This window comes from Nocardiopsis sediminis (assembly GCF_042650565.1).
Taxonomy (GTDB): Bacteria; Actinomycetota; Actinomycetes; order Streptosporangiales; family Streptosporangiaceae; genus Nocardiopsis_B; species Nocardiopsis_B sediminis.
The window spans coordinates 253,495-268,511 of sequence record NZ_JBHSBH010000013.1 but is presented as its reverse complement, the minus strand read 5'-3'; the positions used below and the strand labels follow the sequence as shown (position 1 = coordinate 268,511).

Annotated in this window: 14 protein-coding genes and 1 riboswitch; of the genes, 4 read left to right on the top strand and 10 right to left on the bottom strand. The window is 72.2% G+C overall.

Annotation, left to right across the window (positions count from 1 at the left end):
* Window positions 1–64: 64 nt before the first annotated feature.
* On the top strand, window positions 65–1,711 hold the full coding sequence (locus ACFOVU_RS21455) for a DNA repair helicase XPB (RefSeq protein WP_378536380.1): 1,647 nt from the start codon (window positions 65–67) through the stop codon (window positions 1,709–1,711).
* A 67-nt stretch (window positions 1,712–1,778) separates the two neighbouring features.
* On the opposite strand, the gene ACFOVU_RS21450 is transcribed toward ACFOVU_RS21455, so the two are convergent.
* Both ACFOVU_RS21450 and ACFOVU_RS21445 read right to left on the bottom strand, forming a co-directional pair.
* A complete protein-coding gene (locus tag ACFOVU_RS21450; RefSeq protein ID WP_378536378.1) occupies window positions 1,779–2,192 on the bottom strand; it encodes a TIGR03667 family PPOX class F420-dependent oxidoreductase in 414 nt (137 codons plus the stop codon).
* Between the two features lie 77 nt (window positions 2,193–2,269).
* Window positions 2,270–2,506, bottom strand: a complete 237-nt coding sequence (locus ACFOVU_RS21445; RefSeq protein WP_378536376.1) for a hypothetical protein — start codon at window positions 2,504–2,506, stop codon at window positions 2,270–2,272.
* A gap of 249 nt (window positions 2,507–2,755) precedes the next feature.
* Between ACFOVU_RS21445 and ACFOVU_RS21440 the strand changes: the two genes are divergently transcribed.
* Together ACFOVU_RS21440 and ACFOVU_RS21435 are read left to right on the top strand one after the other, a co-directional pair.
* On the top strand, window positions 2,756–3,742 hold the full coding sequence (locus tag ACFOVU_RS21440) for a R2-like ligand-binding oxidase (RefSeq protein WP_378536374.1): 987 nt from the start codon (window positions 2,756–2,758) through the stop codon (window positions 3,740–3,742).
* A 34-nt stretch (window positions 3,743–3,776) separates the two neighbouring features.
* The gene (locus tag ACFOVU_RS21435; RefSeq protein WP_378536372.1) at window positions 3,777–4,199 is read left to right on the top strand and encodes an NUDIX hydrolase; all 423 of its coding nucleotides are present in this window, start codon (window positions 3,777–3,779) and stop codon (window positions 4,197–4,199) included.
* Window positions 4,200–4,214: 15 nt separating this feature from the next.
* On the opposite strand, the gene ACFOVU_RS21430 is transcribed toward ACFOVU_RS21435, so the two are convergent.
* The 6 genes from ACFOVU_RS21430 to thrC all read right to left on the bottom strand — a co-directional run bounded on the left by ACFOVU_RS21430 (window position 4,215) and on the right by thrC (window position 10,870).
* A complete protein-coding gene (locus ACFOVU_RS21430) occupies window positions 4,215–5,258 on the bottom strand; it encodes an MsnO8 family LLM class oxidoreductase (protein WP_378536370.1) in 1,044 nt (347 codons plus the stop codon).
* Between the two features lie 130 nt (window positions 5,259–5,388).
* Window positions 5,389–5,952: a septum formation family protein gene (locus ACFOVU_RS21425; protein WP_378536368.1), complete on the bottom strand. Its 564-nt coding sequence runs from the start codon at window positions 5,950–5,952 to the stop codon at window positions 5,389–5,391.
* 176 nt (window positions 5,953–6,128) lie between these two features.
* Window positions 6,129–6,650, bottom strand: a complete 522-nt coding sequence (locus ACFOVU_RS21420) for a septum formation family protein (protein ID WP_378536366.1) — start codon at window positions 6,648–6,650, stop codon at window positions 6,129–6,131.
* Between the two features lie 627 nt (window positions 6,651–7,277).
* Window positions 7,278–8,903 (bottom strand): chaperonin GroEL, encoded by a 1,626-nt coding sequence (groL, locus tag ACFOVU_RS21415; protein ID WP_378536364.1) that lies wholly within the window; start codon window positions 8,901–8,903, stop codon window positions 7,278–7,280.
* Window positions 8,904–9,234: 331 nt separating this feature from the next.
* Window positions 9,235–9,510 carry a ubiquitin-like small modifier protein 1 gene (locus tag ACFOVU_RS21410; protein WP_378536362.1) on the bottom strand — a complete coding sequence of 92 codons (276 nt, stop codon included), beginning with the start codon at window positions 9,508–9,510 and terminating at the stop codon, window positions 9,235–9,237.
* Window positions 9,511–9,604: 94 nt separating this feature from the next.
* A complete protein-coding gene (gene thrC / locus ACFOVU_RS21405; RefSeq protein ID WP_378536360.1) occupies window positions 9,605–10,870 on the bottom strand; it encodes a threonine synthase in 1,266 nt (421 codons plus the stop codon).
* A 12-nt stretch (window positions 10,871–10,882) separates the two neighbouring features.
* Window positions 10,883–11,024: riboswitch (SAM riboswitch) on the bottom strand.
* Between the two features lie 371 nt (window positions 11,025–11,395).
* Between thrC and ACFOVU_RS21400 the strand changes: the two genes are divergently transcribed.
* Window positions 11,396–12,835, top strand: coding sequence for an alpha,alpha-trehalose-phosphate synthase (UDP-forming) (locus ACFOVU_RS21400; protein WP_378536489.1), 1,440 nt, complete (start codon window positions 11,396–11,398; stop codon window positions 12,833–12,835).
* 85 nt (window positions 12,836–12,920) lie between these two features.
* On the opposite strand, the gene ACFOVU_RS21395 is transcribed toward ACFOVU_RS21400, so the two are convergent.
* Complete coding sequence (locus ACFOVU_RS21395; RefSeq protein WP_378536358.1) at window positions 12,921–13,487, bottom strand: GrpB family protein; 567 nt, start codon at window positions 13,485–13,487, stop codon at window positions 12,921–12,923.
* A gap of 120 nt (window positions 13,488–13,607) precedes the next feature.
* Window positions 13,608–14,897 (bottom strand): S8 family serine peptidase, encoded by a 1,290-nt coding sequence (locus ACFOVU_RS21390; protein WP_378536356.1) that lies wholly within the window; start codon window positions 14,895–14,897, stop codon window positions 13,608–13,610.
* Window positions 14,898–15,017: the final 120 nt, after the last annotated feature.

Genomic DNA, 15,017 nt, shown 5'->3' with positions numbered 1-15,017 from the left:
GCGCATACCCCCGGGGACCTGGGGCAACGCGTGCGCCCCGTTGTCACCCCGATGCGAGGTACGTGTGTCCTGCCTGATCGTCCAGTCCGACAAGACGCTGCTGCTCGAGGTCGACCACGAGCTGGCCGGCGAGTGCCGCCGCGCCATCGCCCCGTTCGCCGAACTGGAACGGGCCCCCGAGCACATGCACACCTACCGCGTGACCCCGCTGGCGCTGTGGAACGCGCGCGCCGCCGGGCACGACGCCGAGCAGGTCGTCGACGCGCTGATCACCTACTCCCGCTTCCCGGTCCCGCACGCCCTGCTGGTCGACGTCGCCGAGACCATGGGCCGCTATGGCCGGCTGCGGCTGCACCAGCACCCCGTCCACGGGCTGGTGCTCCAGGCGCTGGACCGGCCGGTGCTGGAGGAGGTCGTCCGCGCCAAGCGGGTCAAGGGCATGATCGGCGACCGGGTCGAGCCCGACATCGTCACGGTGCACCCCAGTGAGCGGGGCAACCTCAAGCAGGCGCTGCTCAAGCTGGGCTGGCCGGCCGAGGACCTGGCGGGCTACGTCGACGGGGAGGCGCACGCCATCGACCTCGCCGAGGCCGGGTGGGAGCTGCGCGGCTACCAGCGCGAGGCCGCCGACAGCTTCTACGCGGGCGGTTCGAGCGTGGTCGTCCTGCCCTGCGGCGCGGGCAAGACCATCGTGGGCGCCGCCGCGATGTCGCTGGCCAAGGCCACGACGCTGATCCTGGTGACCAACACGCTCTCGGTCCACCAGTGGCGCTCCGAGCTGCTGCGCCGGACCTCGCTGACCGAGGACGAGATCGGCGAATACTCCGGCAGCCGCAAGGAGATCCGCCCCGTCACCATCGCGACCTACCAGGTCATGGCGGCGCGGCGGAAGGGCGTCTACAGCCACCTGGAGCTGTTCGACGCGCGCGACTGGGGCCTGGTGATCTACGACGAGGTGCACCTGCTGCCCGCCCCGATCTTCCGGATGACCGCCGACCTCCAGGCCCGCCGCCGCCTGGGGCTGACCGCGACGCTGGTGCGCGAGGACGGCCGCGAGGGCGACGTGTTCTCGCTGATCGGCCCCAAGCGCTACGACGCGCCGTGGAAGGAGATGGAGAACCAGGGCTGGATCGCCCCCGCCGACTGCGTGGAGGTCCGGGTCGACCTGTCGGAGTCCGAGCGGCTGGCCTACGCCACCGCCGAGCCCGAGGACCGCTACCGCTTCTGCGCGTCCTCGGGCGCCAAGACCGAGGTCGTGCGCGAGCTGGTCCGGCGGCACGACGGGGAGCAGACGCTGATCATCGGCTCCTACATCGACCAGCTCGACGAGCTGGGCGCGGCGCTGGGCGCCCCGGTGGTCAAGGGCGAGACCCGGCTCAAGGAGCGCGAGCGGCTGTTCGACGCGTTCCGCGCCGGGGAGGTGTCGACCCTGGTCGTCTCCAAGGTCGCGAACTTCTCGATCGACCTGCCCGAGGCCGGGGTCGCCATCCAGGTGTCGGGGTCGTTCGGGTCGCGGCAGGAGGAGGCCCAGCGCCTCGGCCGACTGCTGCGCCCCAAGTCCGACTCCCGCACCGCCCGGTTCTACGCAGTGGTCGCCCGCGACACCATCGACCAGGACTTCGCCGCGCACCGGCAGCGTTTCCTCGCCGAGCAGGGCTACGCCTACCGCATCGCCGACGCCGGCGACGTGCTCGCCGGTGAGGAGAAGTGACCCGCCGGCCACGCTGACCGGCCAGCCCCGCTGACCCCGCTGACCCTGCCGGGCCGGCCCGGCCCGGTCAGAACCCCCAGGTGCGCTGCGGTGTGATCCGGACCTGCTCGCTGTAGGTGGCCTCGAAGGTGTCGGGGGTCAGGCCCAGGCCGGTCATCCCGTCGCCGTACCTCTCGATGTAGCCCGGCACGCCCGACAGCGGGTGGGGTTCGCCGGCGATTTCCGCGGTGCCGTGCACGACCAGCACGTCGCCGCCGCCGGAGGAGCTGTTGAAGTTCAGCGCCACGTTGGGGTTGGCGGCGATGTGGCGCAGCTTGGCGGTGCCGGGCTGGGAGCGGACGACGAACACCGACGCCGCGTCGTCCCAGGCGAACCAGACGGGTCGCGGCGAGGGCCGCCCGGTGGGCGAGACCGTGGTCAGCCAGACGATGCGGTCGTCGGCGATGCGGCGGCGCAGCTGCGCGCTCGGTTCGAAGGTCACGGGACCATCTTCACCTGCGGCGGCCCCGGGGGCCAGCGCCCCCACCGGCCGCGCCGGAAACGCCCCGCCACCACCGCCTACACCGAGGGCAGCGCCCCCAGTACGTAGGTGAAGCCCGCGATGGCCCAGGCGATCAGGGAGTAGAGCAGGGTCCGCGTGCGCAGGGAGGCGTTCTGGCGGATGGCCGGGGTGGCGAACGCGGCGACCATCAGCACCAGGGCGAGCATCGCGGGGATCAGCGACGCGATCGCGAACAGCCCTTCCTGCTCGGCGCAGGAGGCGTAGCCGGGTCTGCTCGGGTCCCCACAGAACACGTTGTCTCCCACATCAGAGGGGTCGGCGGAACGGGGCCCCGGCGGCGGCCGGGCGGGCCGGCGGCGGCGCGGTGCCCTGTGGTCGAGGGCGTCCGCGGCGGGGCGCACCACGACGTTACCGCTCCGCGGCGCCCCACCGTGCGCCGGCGGACCGGCGCTGCGCGGGCGGGGCGGAAAAATCCGGCACCCGCTTTACATACGGGCAACATATGTCAAATCATGGGGGCACGGACTACACGGAGGAAGACGATGCCAGAGCCCGCCGCTCCCCCGACCCGCTCCCCCTCCCCCCGCCGCGACGGCTTCCACTCCCTGCGCTCCGGGGGCCTCAACTGGGAATCCTTCCCCCTGCGGCTCTTCGCCAAGGGCAACGCCCGCTTCTGGGACCCCCGCGACATCGACATGACCCGCGACGCCGAGGACTGGGCCGGGCTGAGCGAAGAGGTGCGCGGCCGCATCCTCCGCCTGTGCGCCCAGTTCGTCGCCGGCGAGGAGGCCGTCACCGAGGACATCCAGCCGTTCATCCGGGCGATGGCCGCCGAGGGCCGGATCGGCGACGAGATGTACCTGACCCAGTTCGCATTCGAGGAGGCCAAGCACGTCCAGGCGTTCCGGATCTGGCTGGACGCCCTGGGCATCGACGCCGACCTCCACGACCACGTCGCCACGAACCCCGGCTACCGCGCCCTGTTCTACGAGGAGCTGCCCGCCGCCCTCAAGGCGCTCGACGACGACCCCGGGCCGCGCAACCAGGTGCGCGCGTCGGTCACCTACAACCACGTCATCGAGGGGTCGCTGGCCCTGACCGGCTACTACGCGTGGAACCACATCTGCACGGTGCGGGGCATCTTCCCGGGCATGCGCCGGATCATCAAGCACATCGGCGACGATGAGCGCCGCCACATGGCGTGGGGGACCTTCACCTGCCGGCGCCACGTCGCGGCCGACGACGCCAACTGGACGGTGATCTCCGACCGGTTGCAGGAGCTGATGCCGCACCTCATGGCGACCGTGGAGCGCAACGACGAGCCCCTGGAGGACCCCGAGGCGCGGCAGTACCAGATCCCCCACGGCGAGCTGCTGAAGTACGCGAGCGACCGCGCCATGCGCCGGCTCGGCGCCATCGAGACCGCACGGGGGGTGCCGGTGGAGCAGATCGACGTGGACTCCTCGCCCGAGGAACTGGAGGAGAGGTTCGGGGAGGAGGACCGGGCCACACTCGCTCAGGCCGACTGACACGTCCCTGCCGGGGAGCCCTAGGCTTGCGGCCATGAGCCCTTCACCCGCCACCCCCGCTCCGGTGGTCGACGCCCTGGCCTGGGTGCGGCTGAGCGGCCGCCGGCTGCTGTGCGTCCGCACCCGCGAGCACGAGCTGTTCTACCTGCCCGGCGGCAAGCGCGAACCAGGCGAGAGCGACGCCGAGGCCGTCACCCGCGAGGCGGCCGAGGAAGTGGGCGTGGTGCTGCGGCCCGCGACCATCACCCCGTACGCGGTCATCGACGAGGCGGCACACGGCTACCCCGAAGGCACCCGGGTGCGCCTGGCCTGCTTCACGGCCGAGCACGACGGCGAGCCGGCGGCGCGCAACGAGGTCGCCGAGCTGGCCTGGTTCGGCTCCGCCGACCGGGCGCGCTGCGCCCCCGCTGTACGGCGGCTGCTGGACCTGCTCCGCGCCGATGGTCTGATCGACTGAACGGGGCGGAGCGGGTCACGCCGTCCCGGGAGCCCCGGCGCGACCGTCGCGTTCGCCGCCGTTGAGCCCGGCGATCCCGGCGAGCCGGCGGTAGGAGTCCAGCATGCGGTCGCGGTCGAAAGCGCTCAGGGTGACGAGCAGTTCGTCGGCGGCGGCGCGGGCCAGGAGCGCGTCGAGTTCGGCCGCCACCTGGTCCTCGGTGCCGTGGACGTGCCCGCGCATCGCCTCGTCGAAGCGGTCGCGCTCGCGCGCCGTCATCTCCTGCGCGGCCACCGCCTCGGGCGGGGACAGCGGAGGGAAGACGCCGCGTGTGCGGGCGTGGGCGTTGGCCCACGCCTCGGACACCAGCAGCATGCGGGCGGCATCGGGGGTGGCGGCCACGGCGACGTTCATGGAGACCACCACATAGGGCCGGGCCGACCACGCCGAGGGCCGGAACCGCGCGCGGTAGCGCTCGATGAGCCGGAGCATCTCGTCGACGCCCCGGACTGGGGCGATCACCAGGGGCAGCCCGGCGTCGGCGGCGAAGGCGGAGCCCTCTCCGGTGGCCAGGATGAACGGGGCGGGGTCGAGCCCTTCGCCGGGGATGGCGCGCACACCGGGGTGGACCCGCTGGTCGCCGGTGAAGTAGCCGAGGAGCTCGCCCACCTGGTCGGGGAACGCGTCGGCCGCTTCGGGGCCGCGGCCCAGGGCGCGCCGGATGCCGCCGGTGAAGGCGACGGAACGGCCCAGGCCCATGTCGATGCGTCCGGGGTGCAGCGCGGCGAGGACGCCGAACTGCTCGGCCACGATCAGGGGCCGGTGGTTGGGCAGCATCACGCCGCCGGTGCCGATGCGGATGCGGTGGGTGGCCGCTGCGAGGGACGCCGCCAGGACGGTGGGCGCCGACCCCGCCACACCGGGGACGCTGTGGTGCTCAGAGACCCAGAACCGGTGGTAGCCGAGAGATTCGGCCTGGCCGGCGAAGGTGAGGGTTTCGCGCAGTGCGCCCGCGTGGTCCCGTCCCTCCCGGACGCTGGACCGGTCGAGGACGGACAGGCGTGTCGATTGCCGGGTCACACCTGTGACAACACCACTGGGCGGCCGGAATTCCGCTGCCCTTCCCGACCCGGGCGGGGCACCCCGGATCGGTCGGCACATCGTCGTTCCGCGCTGCGGGCGGAGGGGTGGGTAGGGAAGAGGGTGCGGACTAGCGCGCGGCGCCGGCGAGAGTGCCGGTGGTCTGCACGTCGGGCTCGTAGATCAGGCAGTCGATCTCACGGTCGCCGGAGTCCCAGGACTCCTGGGTGGGCGCGTACCACGAGAAGTACAGGACCGAGGAGCCGTAGTCGATGCCGGCGAAGGACTCGAAGGCGGCCTGGCAGCCGGATTCGGCCTCAGAGTCGATCGAGGCCTGGTCGAACGTCGTCGCGGTCGACTGGATCTCGTGGTAGACCTCGGAGTCGTGCGGCTCGGCGCAGTCGATCGTCGGGATCTCGGTGACCTCGCCGGTGGTGGTGCTGTCGTTGACGCAGTCGCCGACCGACAGGTCGAAGATGTCGGTGTTCGATTCGCCGCTGCCGGTGTCACCGGCCGGGGGCGCGGACTCGCCACCGCCGCCGTCCGTGGCGGGGGCGGGGGCCGACGATTCCCCGGCGGGCGGCGCGCCACCACCGGCGAGCTGCTGGACGAGGGCGCCGCAGCCGCTCAGGGAAACGGTCGCGCCGACGGCGGCCAGGCCGATCAGCGTGCGGACGGTCAAGGACTTGGACATCAGGAACACTCCATCCTGGGTGATATGACACCGGTATCGGGCGCCGGGGGCGTCCGGGCGGAACTCCGCGGCCCTCCCGACCCGGGTGGGGCACTCCCGGATCAGACGGACGACGGAACCTCGTCGTTCCGCATTTCGGGCGGAGGGGGTGGGTTGGTTACAGCAGAGGGCACCGGCTAGCGCGCGGCGCCCGCGAGGGTGCCCGTGGTCTGGACGCCCTCCTCATAGATGAGGCAGTCGATCTCGCGGTCGCCGGAGTCCCAGGACTCCTGGGTCGGCGCGTACCACGAGAAGTACAGAACCGAGGTCTCGTAGGGGAAGCCGACGAACGGCTCGAAGGCCGCCTGGCAGCCCTCTTCGGCCTCGGTGTCGATCGCGGTCTGGTCGAACGCCGCTGCGGTCGACTCGAACTCGTGGTAGACCTCCGAGTCGTGCGGCTGGTCGCACCCGATGGTGGGCACCTCCGTCACCTCGCCGGTGGCGGCCCCGTCGTTGAGGCAGTCGCCGACGGCGATGTCGAAGACGTCCGTTTCCGCTTCCCCGGCCATGGGGTCGTCGAGTTCGGCTTCGGCCGATGCCTGGGCGTCCTCGGCGGCGTCGAGCGTCTCCTGGAGGGCGGCGCCGCAGCCACTGAGAGAGACAGTGGCTCCGACGGCGGCGAGGCCGATCAGCATGCGGATGTGAAAAGCCTTGGACATCGGGGAAACTCCATTGACGAACGCGGGAATGGGGATATCAGAGAACGTATCAGCAGGTATCCGCAGCTCGAACATTTTGCCCCACGGATGAGGTTTATGTCCAGGTCAGGGCGGGGGAAGTTTTTCGGTAACGCTACGAACACAACGCGGATTCCCGAGCGGGAATGCCTGTGCGCTCAGGTTTTGCGCACCCGCGCCACCGGACGGTTGCGTTTCCGTTGCCGTATCGCAACCCTTCTTCAGAGCGCACTCACAGTGACATCGTGAGAATCGCCATCAACGAAAGACCTGTGACGCACGGAACGCCTAAACGGTTCCATGCATCTTCTGCATGCGGTGAAGCACACATTCGATAGGCCACATCCGGCCGCAACGGGAATGGCGGGCCGGGAAAGCGAAAAGGGCGTCCGACGAACGGGAGAACGGGGCGCGTCGACGCGATGACGCTGCGGGGCGGCGGTGCGCGTCCCGTTTTCCGGAACGCGGGACGCCATTCGCCGCCGGGGTTTCGGCCGCCCGTGGGCCGCCGCGGGCACGAGCAAGGGCGGCCCCGCAGGGGACCGCCCTTGTCGTCGCAGGTGCTGCTGTCCGCGTACCCGGACCTCTGAAGACCTCGGAAGGGAGGGCTTAGAAGTCCATGCCGCCCATGCCGGCGTCGGGGGCGGCCGGGGCGGCCTTCTCCGGCTTCTCGGCGATGACGGCCTCGGTGGTCAGGAACAGAGCGGCGATGGAGGCCGCGTTCTGGAGCGCGGAGCGGGTGACCTTGGTCGGGTCGATGACGCCGTCCTTGAACAGGTCGGTGTACTCACCGGTGGCGGCGTTGAGGCCGACACCCGGGTCCAGGCTCTTCACCTTCTCCGCGACGACGCCGCCCTCAAGGCCGGCGTTGATCGCGATCTGCTTCAGCGGCTCCTCGATGGCGCGGCGCACGATGTCGGCGCCGATGGCCTCGTCGCCCTGGAGCTCGAGCTTCTCGAACGCCGGGACGCCGGCCTGGAGCAGCGCGACACCGCCGCCGGGCAGGATGCCCTCCTCGACCGCGGCCTTGGCGTTGCGGACGGCGTCCTCGATGCGGTGCTTGCGCTCCTTGAGCTCCACCTCGGTGGCGGCACCGGCCTTGATGACCGCGACACCGCCGGCCAGGCGCGCCAGGCGCTCCTGGAGCTTCTCGCGGTCGTAGTCGGAGTCGGTGCGCTCGATCTCGTTGCGGATCTCGTTGACCCGGCCGGAGATGGCGGTGGCGTCGCCGGCGCCGTCGACGATGGTGGTCTCGTCCTTGGTGACGACGACCTTGCGGGCGCGGCCGAGCATGTCGAGCTCGGTGTTCTCGAGCTTGAGGCCGACCTCTTCGGTGATGACCTGGCCGCCGGTCAGCACGGCGATGTCGCCGAGCTGCGCCTTGCGGCGGTCGCCGAAGCCCGGGGCCTTGACGGCGACGGACTTGAAGGTGCCGCGGATCTTGTTGAGGACGAGGGTCTGGAGCGCGCCGCCCTCGAGGTCCTCGGCGATCAGGACCAGCGGGCGGCCGGCCTGAAGGACCTTCTCGACAACGGGCAGGAGCTCGTTGTTGTTGGAGATCTTGGAGTTGACGATGAGGATGTAGGGGTCCTCGAGGACCGTCTCCATGCGCTCGAGGTCGGTGGCGAAGTAGGGCGAGATGTAGCCCTTGTCGAAGCGCATGCCCTCGGCGAGTTCGAGCTCCAGACCGAAGGTCTGGCCCTCCTCGACCGTGATGACGCCTTCCTTGCCGACCTTGTCCATCGCCTCGGCGATGGCGTCGCCGATCTGGGTGTCGCTGGCGGAGATGGAGGCGGTGGAGGCGATCTGCTCCTTGGTCTCCACGTCCTTGGAGATGTTGGCCAGCTCGTCGCTGATACGGGCGACGGCGGCCTCGATGCCGCGCTTCAGGCCGACGGGGTTGGCGCCCGCGGCGACGTTGCGCAGGCCCTCGCGCACCAGGGCCTGGGCGAGGACGGTGGCGGTGGTGGTGCCGTCACCGGCGACGTCGTCGGTCTTCTTGGCGACCTCCTTGACGAGCTCGGCCCCGATCTTCTCCCACGGGTCCTCGAGCTCGATCTCCTTGGCGATGGAGACACCGTCGTTGGTGATCGTGGGGGCGCCCCACTTCTTCTCCAGCACGACGTTGCGGCCCTTGGGGCCGAGGGTCACCTTGACGGCGTCGGCGAGCTGGTTCATGCCGCGCTCAAGGCCGCGCCGGGCTTCCTCGTCGAACGCGATCAGTTTGGCTGCCATAGACTTCTTGTCCTCCCGAGACCGGGCTGGTACGCGTGGGAACGAGCCGATGCCCGCGACGGACGGCCCCGGCTCGCCCCGGCAACCCGTCTGCCGGAGGCCGCGGCCTCATCGTCTCGATCCGGAATTAGCACTCCTCATCTCAGAGTGCTAAGAGTCCCATTTTTAGCACTCTCGATGGTCGAGTGCAAACGACCTGCGCTCGAATTCGCCGAGCGATCACCCGCAGGTCAACCCGGCCCTCAACGCCGAAACCCGCACCCGCCGGAACGGGGCCGGGGGATGCGGGCGGGGGGTGTTCGGCGGCGGCGCTGCGGGCGCCGTGCGGGGCTCAGCCGCCGGCGACCGCGGGGATGATCGAGACCTCGGTGCCGTCGGCGACCGCGGTGGCCAGGCCGTCGGCGAAGCGGACGTCCTCGTCGCCGACGTAGACGTTGACGAAGCGGCGGATCTTGCCGCTGTCGTCGAGGATCCGCGCCCGGATACCGGGGTGGTCGGCCTCAAGGTGGTCGAGCACGTCCTGAAGGGTGGCCCCTTCGGCGGTGACCTCGGCCGCGTCCTTGGTGTAGGTGCGCAGGATGGTGGGGACGCGAACGCTGACGCTCATGGCGTGTGAACTCCTTGTCTTCAGGGATCGGCGCCGGCCCGGGCAGGTCCGCGGGCCGGGACTGCGGCGGCCGGGTGGGCCGCCGGTGGCGGCGTCAGAGCAGCCCGGCGTCCTTGAACGCCTTCAGGGACGGCTTGATGGTGGCGGTCACCCCGGCCTCGACCGCGTTGAGCGTCTTGAGGCCGTCGCCGGTGTTGAGCACGACGGTCTCGGCGGCGGGGTCGAGGGCGCCCTCGGCGAGCAGCTTGCGCAGCACGCCGGTGGTCACCCCGCCCGCGGTCTCGGCGAAAACGCCCTCGGTGCGCGCCAGCAGGCCGATGGAGTCGACCACCTCGGCGTCGCTGACGTGGGCGACCGCGCCGCCGGTGCGCCGGCAGATGTCGAGCACGTAGGGGCCGTCGGCCGGGTTGCCGATGGCCAGCGACTTGGCGATGGTGTCGGGCTTGACCGGCTGGATGACGTCGTGGCCCTGCTCCCAGGCGCGGGCGACCGGCGAGCAGCCGGTGGCCTGGGCGCCGAAGATCTTGTAGGGGCGGTCCTCGACCAGGCCCAGCTTGATCAGCTCCTGGAAGCCCTTGTCGATCTTGGTGAGCTGGGAGCCCGAGGCGATCGGGATGATGATCTGCTCCGGCAGCCGCCAGCCGAGCTGCTCGGCGATCTCGTAGGCCAGCGTCTTGGAGCCCTCGCCGTAGTAGGGCCGGAGGTTGACGTTGACGAACCCCCAGTCCTCGCCGGCGGGGTCGCCGATCAGTTCCGAGCAGAACCGGTTGACGTCGTCGTAGTTGCCGTCGATGGCGACCACGCGGCCGCCGTAGACGGCCGCCATGATGACCTTGCCCTCTTCGAGCCCGGCCGGGATGAACACGCACGAGCCGAAGCCGGCGCGCGCCGCGGCGGCGCCGACCGCCCCGGCGAGGTTGCCGGTGGAGGAGCAGGACAGGGTGCGGAACCCGAAGGTGCGGGCGGCTTCGACGGCGATGGCCACCACGCGGTCCTTGAAGGAGTGGGTGGGGTTGCCGGAGTCGTCCTTGACGTGCAGTGTGCGCATGCCCAGCTCGGCGGCGAGGCGGTCGGCGCGGACCAGGCGGGTGAGGCCCGGGTTCATGTTGGGCAGCTCGGCGACGTTGGCGGGTACCGGCAGCAGCCCGGCGTAGCGCCAGATGCTGGCGGGCCCGGCGGCGATGGAGGCGTGGCTGACCTCGCCGAACTCGTAGGCGACCTCAAGGGGGCCGAAACAGAACTCACACGCGAAGCGCGGGCCGAGCTCGTAGCGCTCGCCGCATTCGCGGCAGGAAAGGGCCACTGCGGGGCCGAAAGGGCGGGCGGTGGTGGCACCAGGGCCGGTGGCGGTCATCGCCATGCGAGGCGTCTCCCCTCATCTTCCCTGTGAGCCGATCTGGCTCCAGGACGGAGTTGGCACCTGCCCCGGCCGCCCCGCAATTTCCGCGGAATCGCACGCCGAGATGGTTGCCGGGGCTTCGCAGGGCCGTTCCCTCCACCCCTCTGGATGAGCAATATGAAGTTGTCGGTGATCCACTCGGGATACGTTCGCCACTGTAACCGACCGCCCCTCGGCTCTGCCATCCGGGGTGACCGGGATGACAGCGGGTCGGCGGCGGCGAGCGGGGGCGTGGCCAGGGCCGCCGCGCGGGCCTCGCTCGGGCCCGGAGCCTGTGTGCGGCAGGGGGTGCGTGCCCGCGCTTCCGCTTCCGTATCCGGGCGGACACGCCCCGAGAGGGACGGACATCTCGGCAGGTTTGGGTTCCTCTGTGACGGGCGAGACCTATGACACCTTCCCGTACACCCACCCGCCCCTCCGCCGGGCGGGGGCCGGGTGGTCAAATGGGAATCCGGCCCGGATGTCATGCGAGAGGTGGACGATCAGGTGGACAAGGCACAGATCCTCGTCGCTTCCAACAGGGGACCGGTGTCCTTTTCGATCGATGACGACGGTGCGCTCCGCCACCGGCGCGGAGGCGGCGGGCTCGTGTCCGGCCTCAGCTCGGCCGCCGCCCAGGCCGACACGCTGTGGGTGTGCGCCGCCCTGTCCGACGCCGACCGCCAGGCGGCGTCGCGCGCCCCCGAGGGCCGGCTCGACCGGGCCGGGTTCGACGTCGGCGGCACCAGCGTGCGGATGCTCGACATCCCCCCGGCGACCTTCGCCAACGCCTACACCTCGGTGGCCAACTCCACGCTGTGGTTCGTCCACCACATGCTCTACGACACCCCCAACAAGCCCGGCTTCGGGGCCGAATTCCGCGCCGAGTGGGCCGACTACCGCGCCTACAACACCGCGTTCGCCGAGGGCCTGCTCACCGGCTCCGCCGACAACGCCCGGGTCGCCGTGCAGGACTACCACCTGGCCCTGGTGCCCCGGATGCTCCGCGGCCGCCGCCCCGACCTGCGCATCTCGCACTTCTCCCACACCCCGTGGGCGCCGCCGGAGTATTTCCGGATGCTGCCCACCGACATCGCGCGCGAGCTCCTCGAGGGCATGCTCGGCGCCGACCGCCTGGGCTTCCTCAGCCGGCGCTGGGCCGACGCCTTCCTGCGCTGCTGCGAGACGTTCCTGCGCGCCGATGTCGACTGGGACAAGCGCACCGTCGAGTACGGCAGCCGGGTGATCGGCGTGGCCGTGTACCCGCTGGGCGCCGACGCCGAGGGGCTGCGCGAGCGGGCCGCGGCCGACGACGTCGCCGAGCGCCGCGCGGCGCTGCGCGAGCGGGTCGGCGACCGCCGGCTCATCGTCCGGGTCGACCGCACCGAGCTGTCCAAGAACATCGTGCGCGGCCTCGAGGCCTACCGGGAGATGCTCCGCGACCACCCCGAGTGGCACGGCCGCGTCACCCACCTCGCGTTCGCCTACCCCAGCCGGGGCGACGTCCCCGAGTACCGCGAGTACACCGAATCGGTGCTCCGGGTCGCCAAGGAGATCAACGAGGAGTTCGGCACCGACTCCTGGACCCCGCTGATCCTCGAGGTCAACGACGACTACCCGCGTTCGCTGGCCGCCTACCGGCTGGCCGACGTGCTGCTGGTGAACCCGATCCGCGACGGCATGAACCTGGTCGCCAAGGAGGGGCCGGTGCTCTCCGACGACGGCTGCGCACTGGTGCTGTCGACCGAGGCGGGCGCCGCCGACGAGCTCGGCGCCCACGCCCTGCTGGTCAACCCCTACGACGTCAGCGAGACGGCGCGCGCGCTCCACACCGCGCTGGAGATGCCCGCCGAAGAGCGCCGCGAGCGCAGCGCCCACCTGGCCGAGCAGGCCACCGCGGTGTCGCCGCAGCGCTGGTTCGGCGACCAGCTGCGCGCGCTCGGCTGACGGCCGCCGATGGTCGTGCCCGCGGCGGCTCCGGCGGTCGCCGCGCGGCGGTGTCCCGGTGCGCCCGGACTCCGTGAGCGGGGTGTCAGGAGCGCGACATGATCTCGTCGATGACCGGTGACTTCGCGTCGGCGTAGTCCTGGAGGCTCTCCCACCGCCGCTCGGCGAGCCCGCGCTTGGTGCTGGCGTAGAGCTCGTGGTCGCCGGGGTGGGTGCGCAGGTGGTCGCGGAAGCGCAGCATGCGGTCGGCCTCGCCCGAGCCGGCCCCGAGCACGTGCAGGTCGATGTTGACGTCGGGGCCCTTGAAGAGCCTGCGGCCGTCGCCGCCGGGGTCGCGGTCGACCAGCGTGTACCCGGCGCCGGCCAGGGGCGGCAGGTAGGCGTCCTCGTCGGCGGGGTCGGCGACCAGCAGCAGCAGGTCCACGCACGGGGTGGCGGTGAGCCCGGGTACCGAGGTGGAGCCGACGTGCTGGAGGTCGAGCACGGAGTCGCCGAGGGCCTGGCGGATGCGCCCGGCTTCACGGTGGAAGAGGTAGGGCCATTTGACGTCGTAGTCGGCGACGGGGACGCGGCCGTCGACCAGCCGCCGGCCGGCCGGCGGCGCATCGGCGGGGTTCCGGCCGCGCAGGGGCAGGGGGTCACTGGGGGACATATTGGACAAGCTTTTCGCCCCGGGGGCGCTCCGTCAAGCCCTGACCCACCCGCGGGTTCCCCTGCTGACCGGGGGCGATACCGACCGCGCGGTATGCCGGCCGCGATCGGGAGGCGGGCGTCAGCGCTTGCGCCGCGACCCGCCGCGGCGGCGCCGTCCGCGGGCGGTGGCGGCCTGCGCGCGGCCGGAGTCCGCGCCGGCGGTCTCCGTGGCCGCGGCGGTGCTCCGCGAGGGCAGGCCGTAGGGGTTGGCGGTCGAGCGGCGCACCAGGACGGTCGCCACCGCGGCCAGCAGCAGCGCCAGCACGGCGGCGCCCGTCCACAGCGCCCACGGCGGGAGGAAGGGGTCCTCGGCCGCGGCGGCGAGGTCCTCGTCGTAGAGGGGGACGTCCTCGGCCGCCGTGCCGGCGGCGTCGAGCGCACCGGGCACGTCGAGCAGCCCGGCGCCGTACCCGGGGCCACCGCCGCCGGCGGGCGCGGCCGCGCCCTCGACCAGCGCGTCGGCCACCTGGCCGGGCAGCAGCTGGGGGTGCTCGGCGCGGATGAGCGCCGCGGCCCCGGCCACGAACGCGGCGGCGGGGACGGTGCCGTCGGCGGTGGTGTAGCCCTCGCCCGCATCGAGCGTCTCGACGGCCGCGCCCGGTGCGGCGAGCGTCACGGAGTCGCCGCCCGGGGAGTCAGCGGTGAGCGCCCCGTCCTCGCCGAAGGCGCCGACGGTCAGCACGGGGCCGGGGCCGGAATCGTCGCCGGTCCCGGCATCGGCGGTGGTACCGGCCGCGCCGGTGGCGCCCGGGCCGGCGGGGACGACCACCAGCACCCCCCGGTGGGCGACGGTGTCGATCGCCTCCTGCACGCCGGGGTCGGACACGGCGCCCTCCGCGGCGCTTTCGGGGAGGGCGAGGATCTGCGCGCCCTCGGCCGCCGCGTAGCGGATGCCGTCGGCGAGCGCGGCGGCGGTGTCGACCGACCCGGCGCCGGTGCCGCCGTCGCCGGGCTCGACGCGCACCGACAGGATGTCGGCGGCCGGAGCTACCCCGATGATGCCGCCCGTGAACTCGCGCCCGTGCCCGCTGGCGGCGATGATGCCCGCCGCCCCGGTGGAGCCGCCGTAGCCGTCGTCGCCCGGGGCGAGGTCCTGGCCGGTGAAGTCGCGACCAATGGTGACGGTGTCGCGTAGATCGGGGTGGCCATCGTCGACGCCGCTGCCGAGGACCGCGACGGTGATCCCGTCGCCCGGGGTCTCCACGGCGGCGTCGGTGGCGCCGATCGCGTCCATGCCCCACTGGTCGACGCGCAGCTCGGCGCCGGTGTCGCCGGCCGCCGGCGGGGCGAGCGACACGGCGATGGCCGTGGCCGCCGCGGCCGCCCCCGCGGCCCGTGCCGAACGCGTCCCGGCTGCGGATGTGCGCATGGCTGTGGACCCCCGTGACGTATCGTCGGACTGTCGCATTCAGTGCGGCCCCGACCAGGCCGTCCAGGCGCGAACGCGGGCCATTCTCGCATGTACCGCCGCATCGGGTGAGCCGCAATC

Excerpts from the sequence above, each read along its gene's own strand:
- ACFOVU_RS21440 (WP_378536374.1), top strand. The coding sequence starts at position 2,756 with ATGCCAGAGCCCGCCGCTCCCCCGACCCGCTCCCCCTCCCCCCGCCGC.
- thrC (WP_378536360.1), bottom strand. The coding sequence starts at position 10,870 with ATGGCGATGACCGCCACCGGCCCTGGTGCCACCACCGCCCGCCCTTTC.
- ACFOVU_RS21410 (WP_378536362.1), bottom strand. The coding sequence starts at position 9,510 with ATGAGCGTCAGCGTTCGCGTCCCCACCATCCTGCGCACCTACACCAAG.
- ACFOVU_RS21420 (WP_378536366.1), bottom strand. The coding sequence starts at position 6,650 with ATGTCCAAGGCTTTTCACATCCGCATGCTGATCGGCCTCGCCGCCGTC.
- groL (WP_378536364.1), bottom strand. The coding sequence starts at position 8,903 with ATGGCAGCCAAACTGATCGCGTTCGACGAGGAAGCCCGGCGCGGCCTT.
- ACFOVU_RS21435 (WP_378536372.1), top strand. The coding sequence starts at position 3,777 with ATGAGCCCTTCACCCGCCACCCCCGCTCCGGTGGTCGACGCCCTGGCC.
- ACFOVU_RS21390 (WP_378536356.1), bottom strand. The coding sequence starts at position 14,897 with ATGCGCACATCCGCAGCCGGGACGCGTTCGGCACGGGCCGCGGGGGCG.
- ACFOVU_RS21395 (WP_378536358.1), bottom strand. The coding sequence starts at position 13,487 with ATGTCCCCCAGTGACCCCCTGCCCCTGCGCGGCCGGAACCCCGCCGAT.
- ACFOVU_RS21425 (WP_378536368.1), bottom strand. The coding sequence starts at position 5,952 with ATGTCCAAGTCCTTGACCGTCCGCACGCTGATCGGCCTGGCCGCCGTC.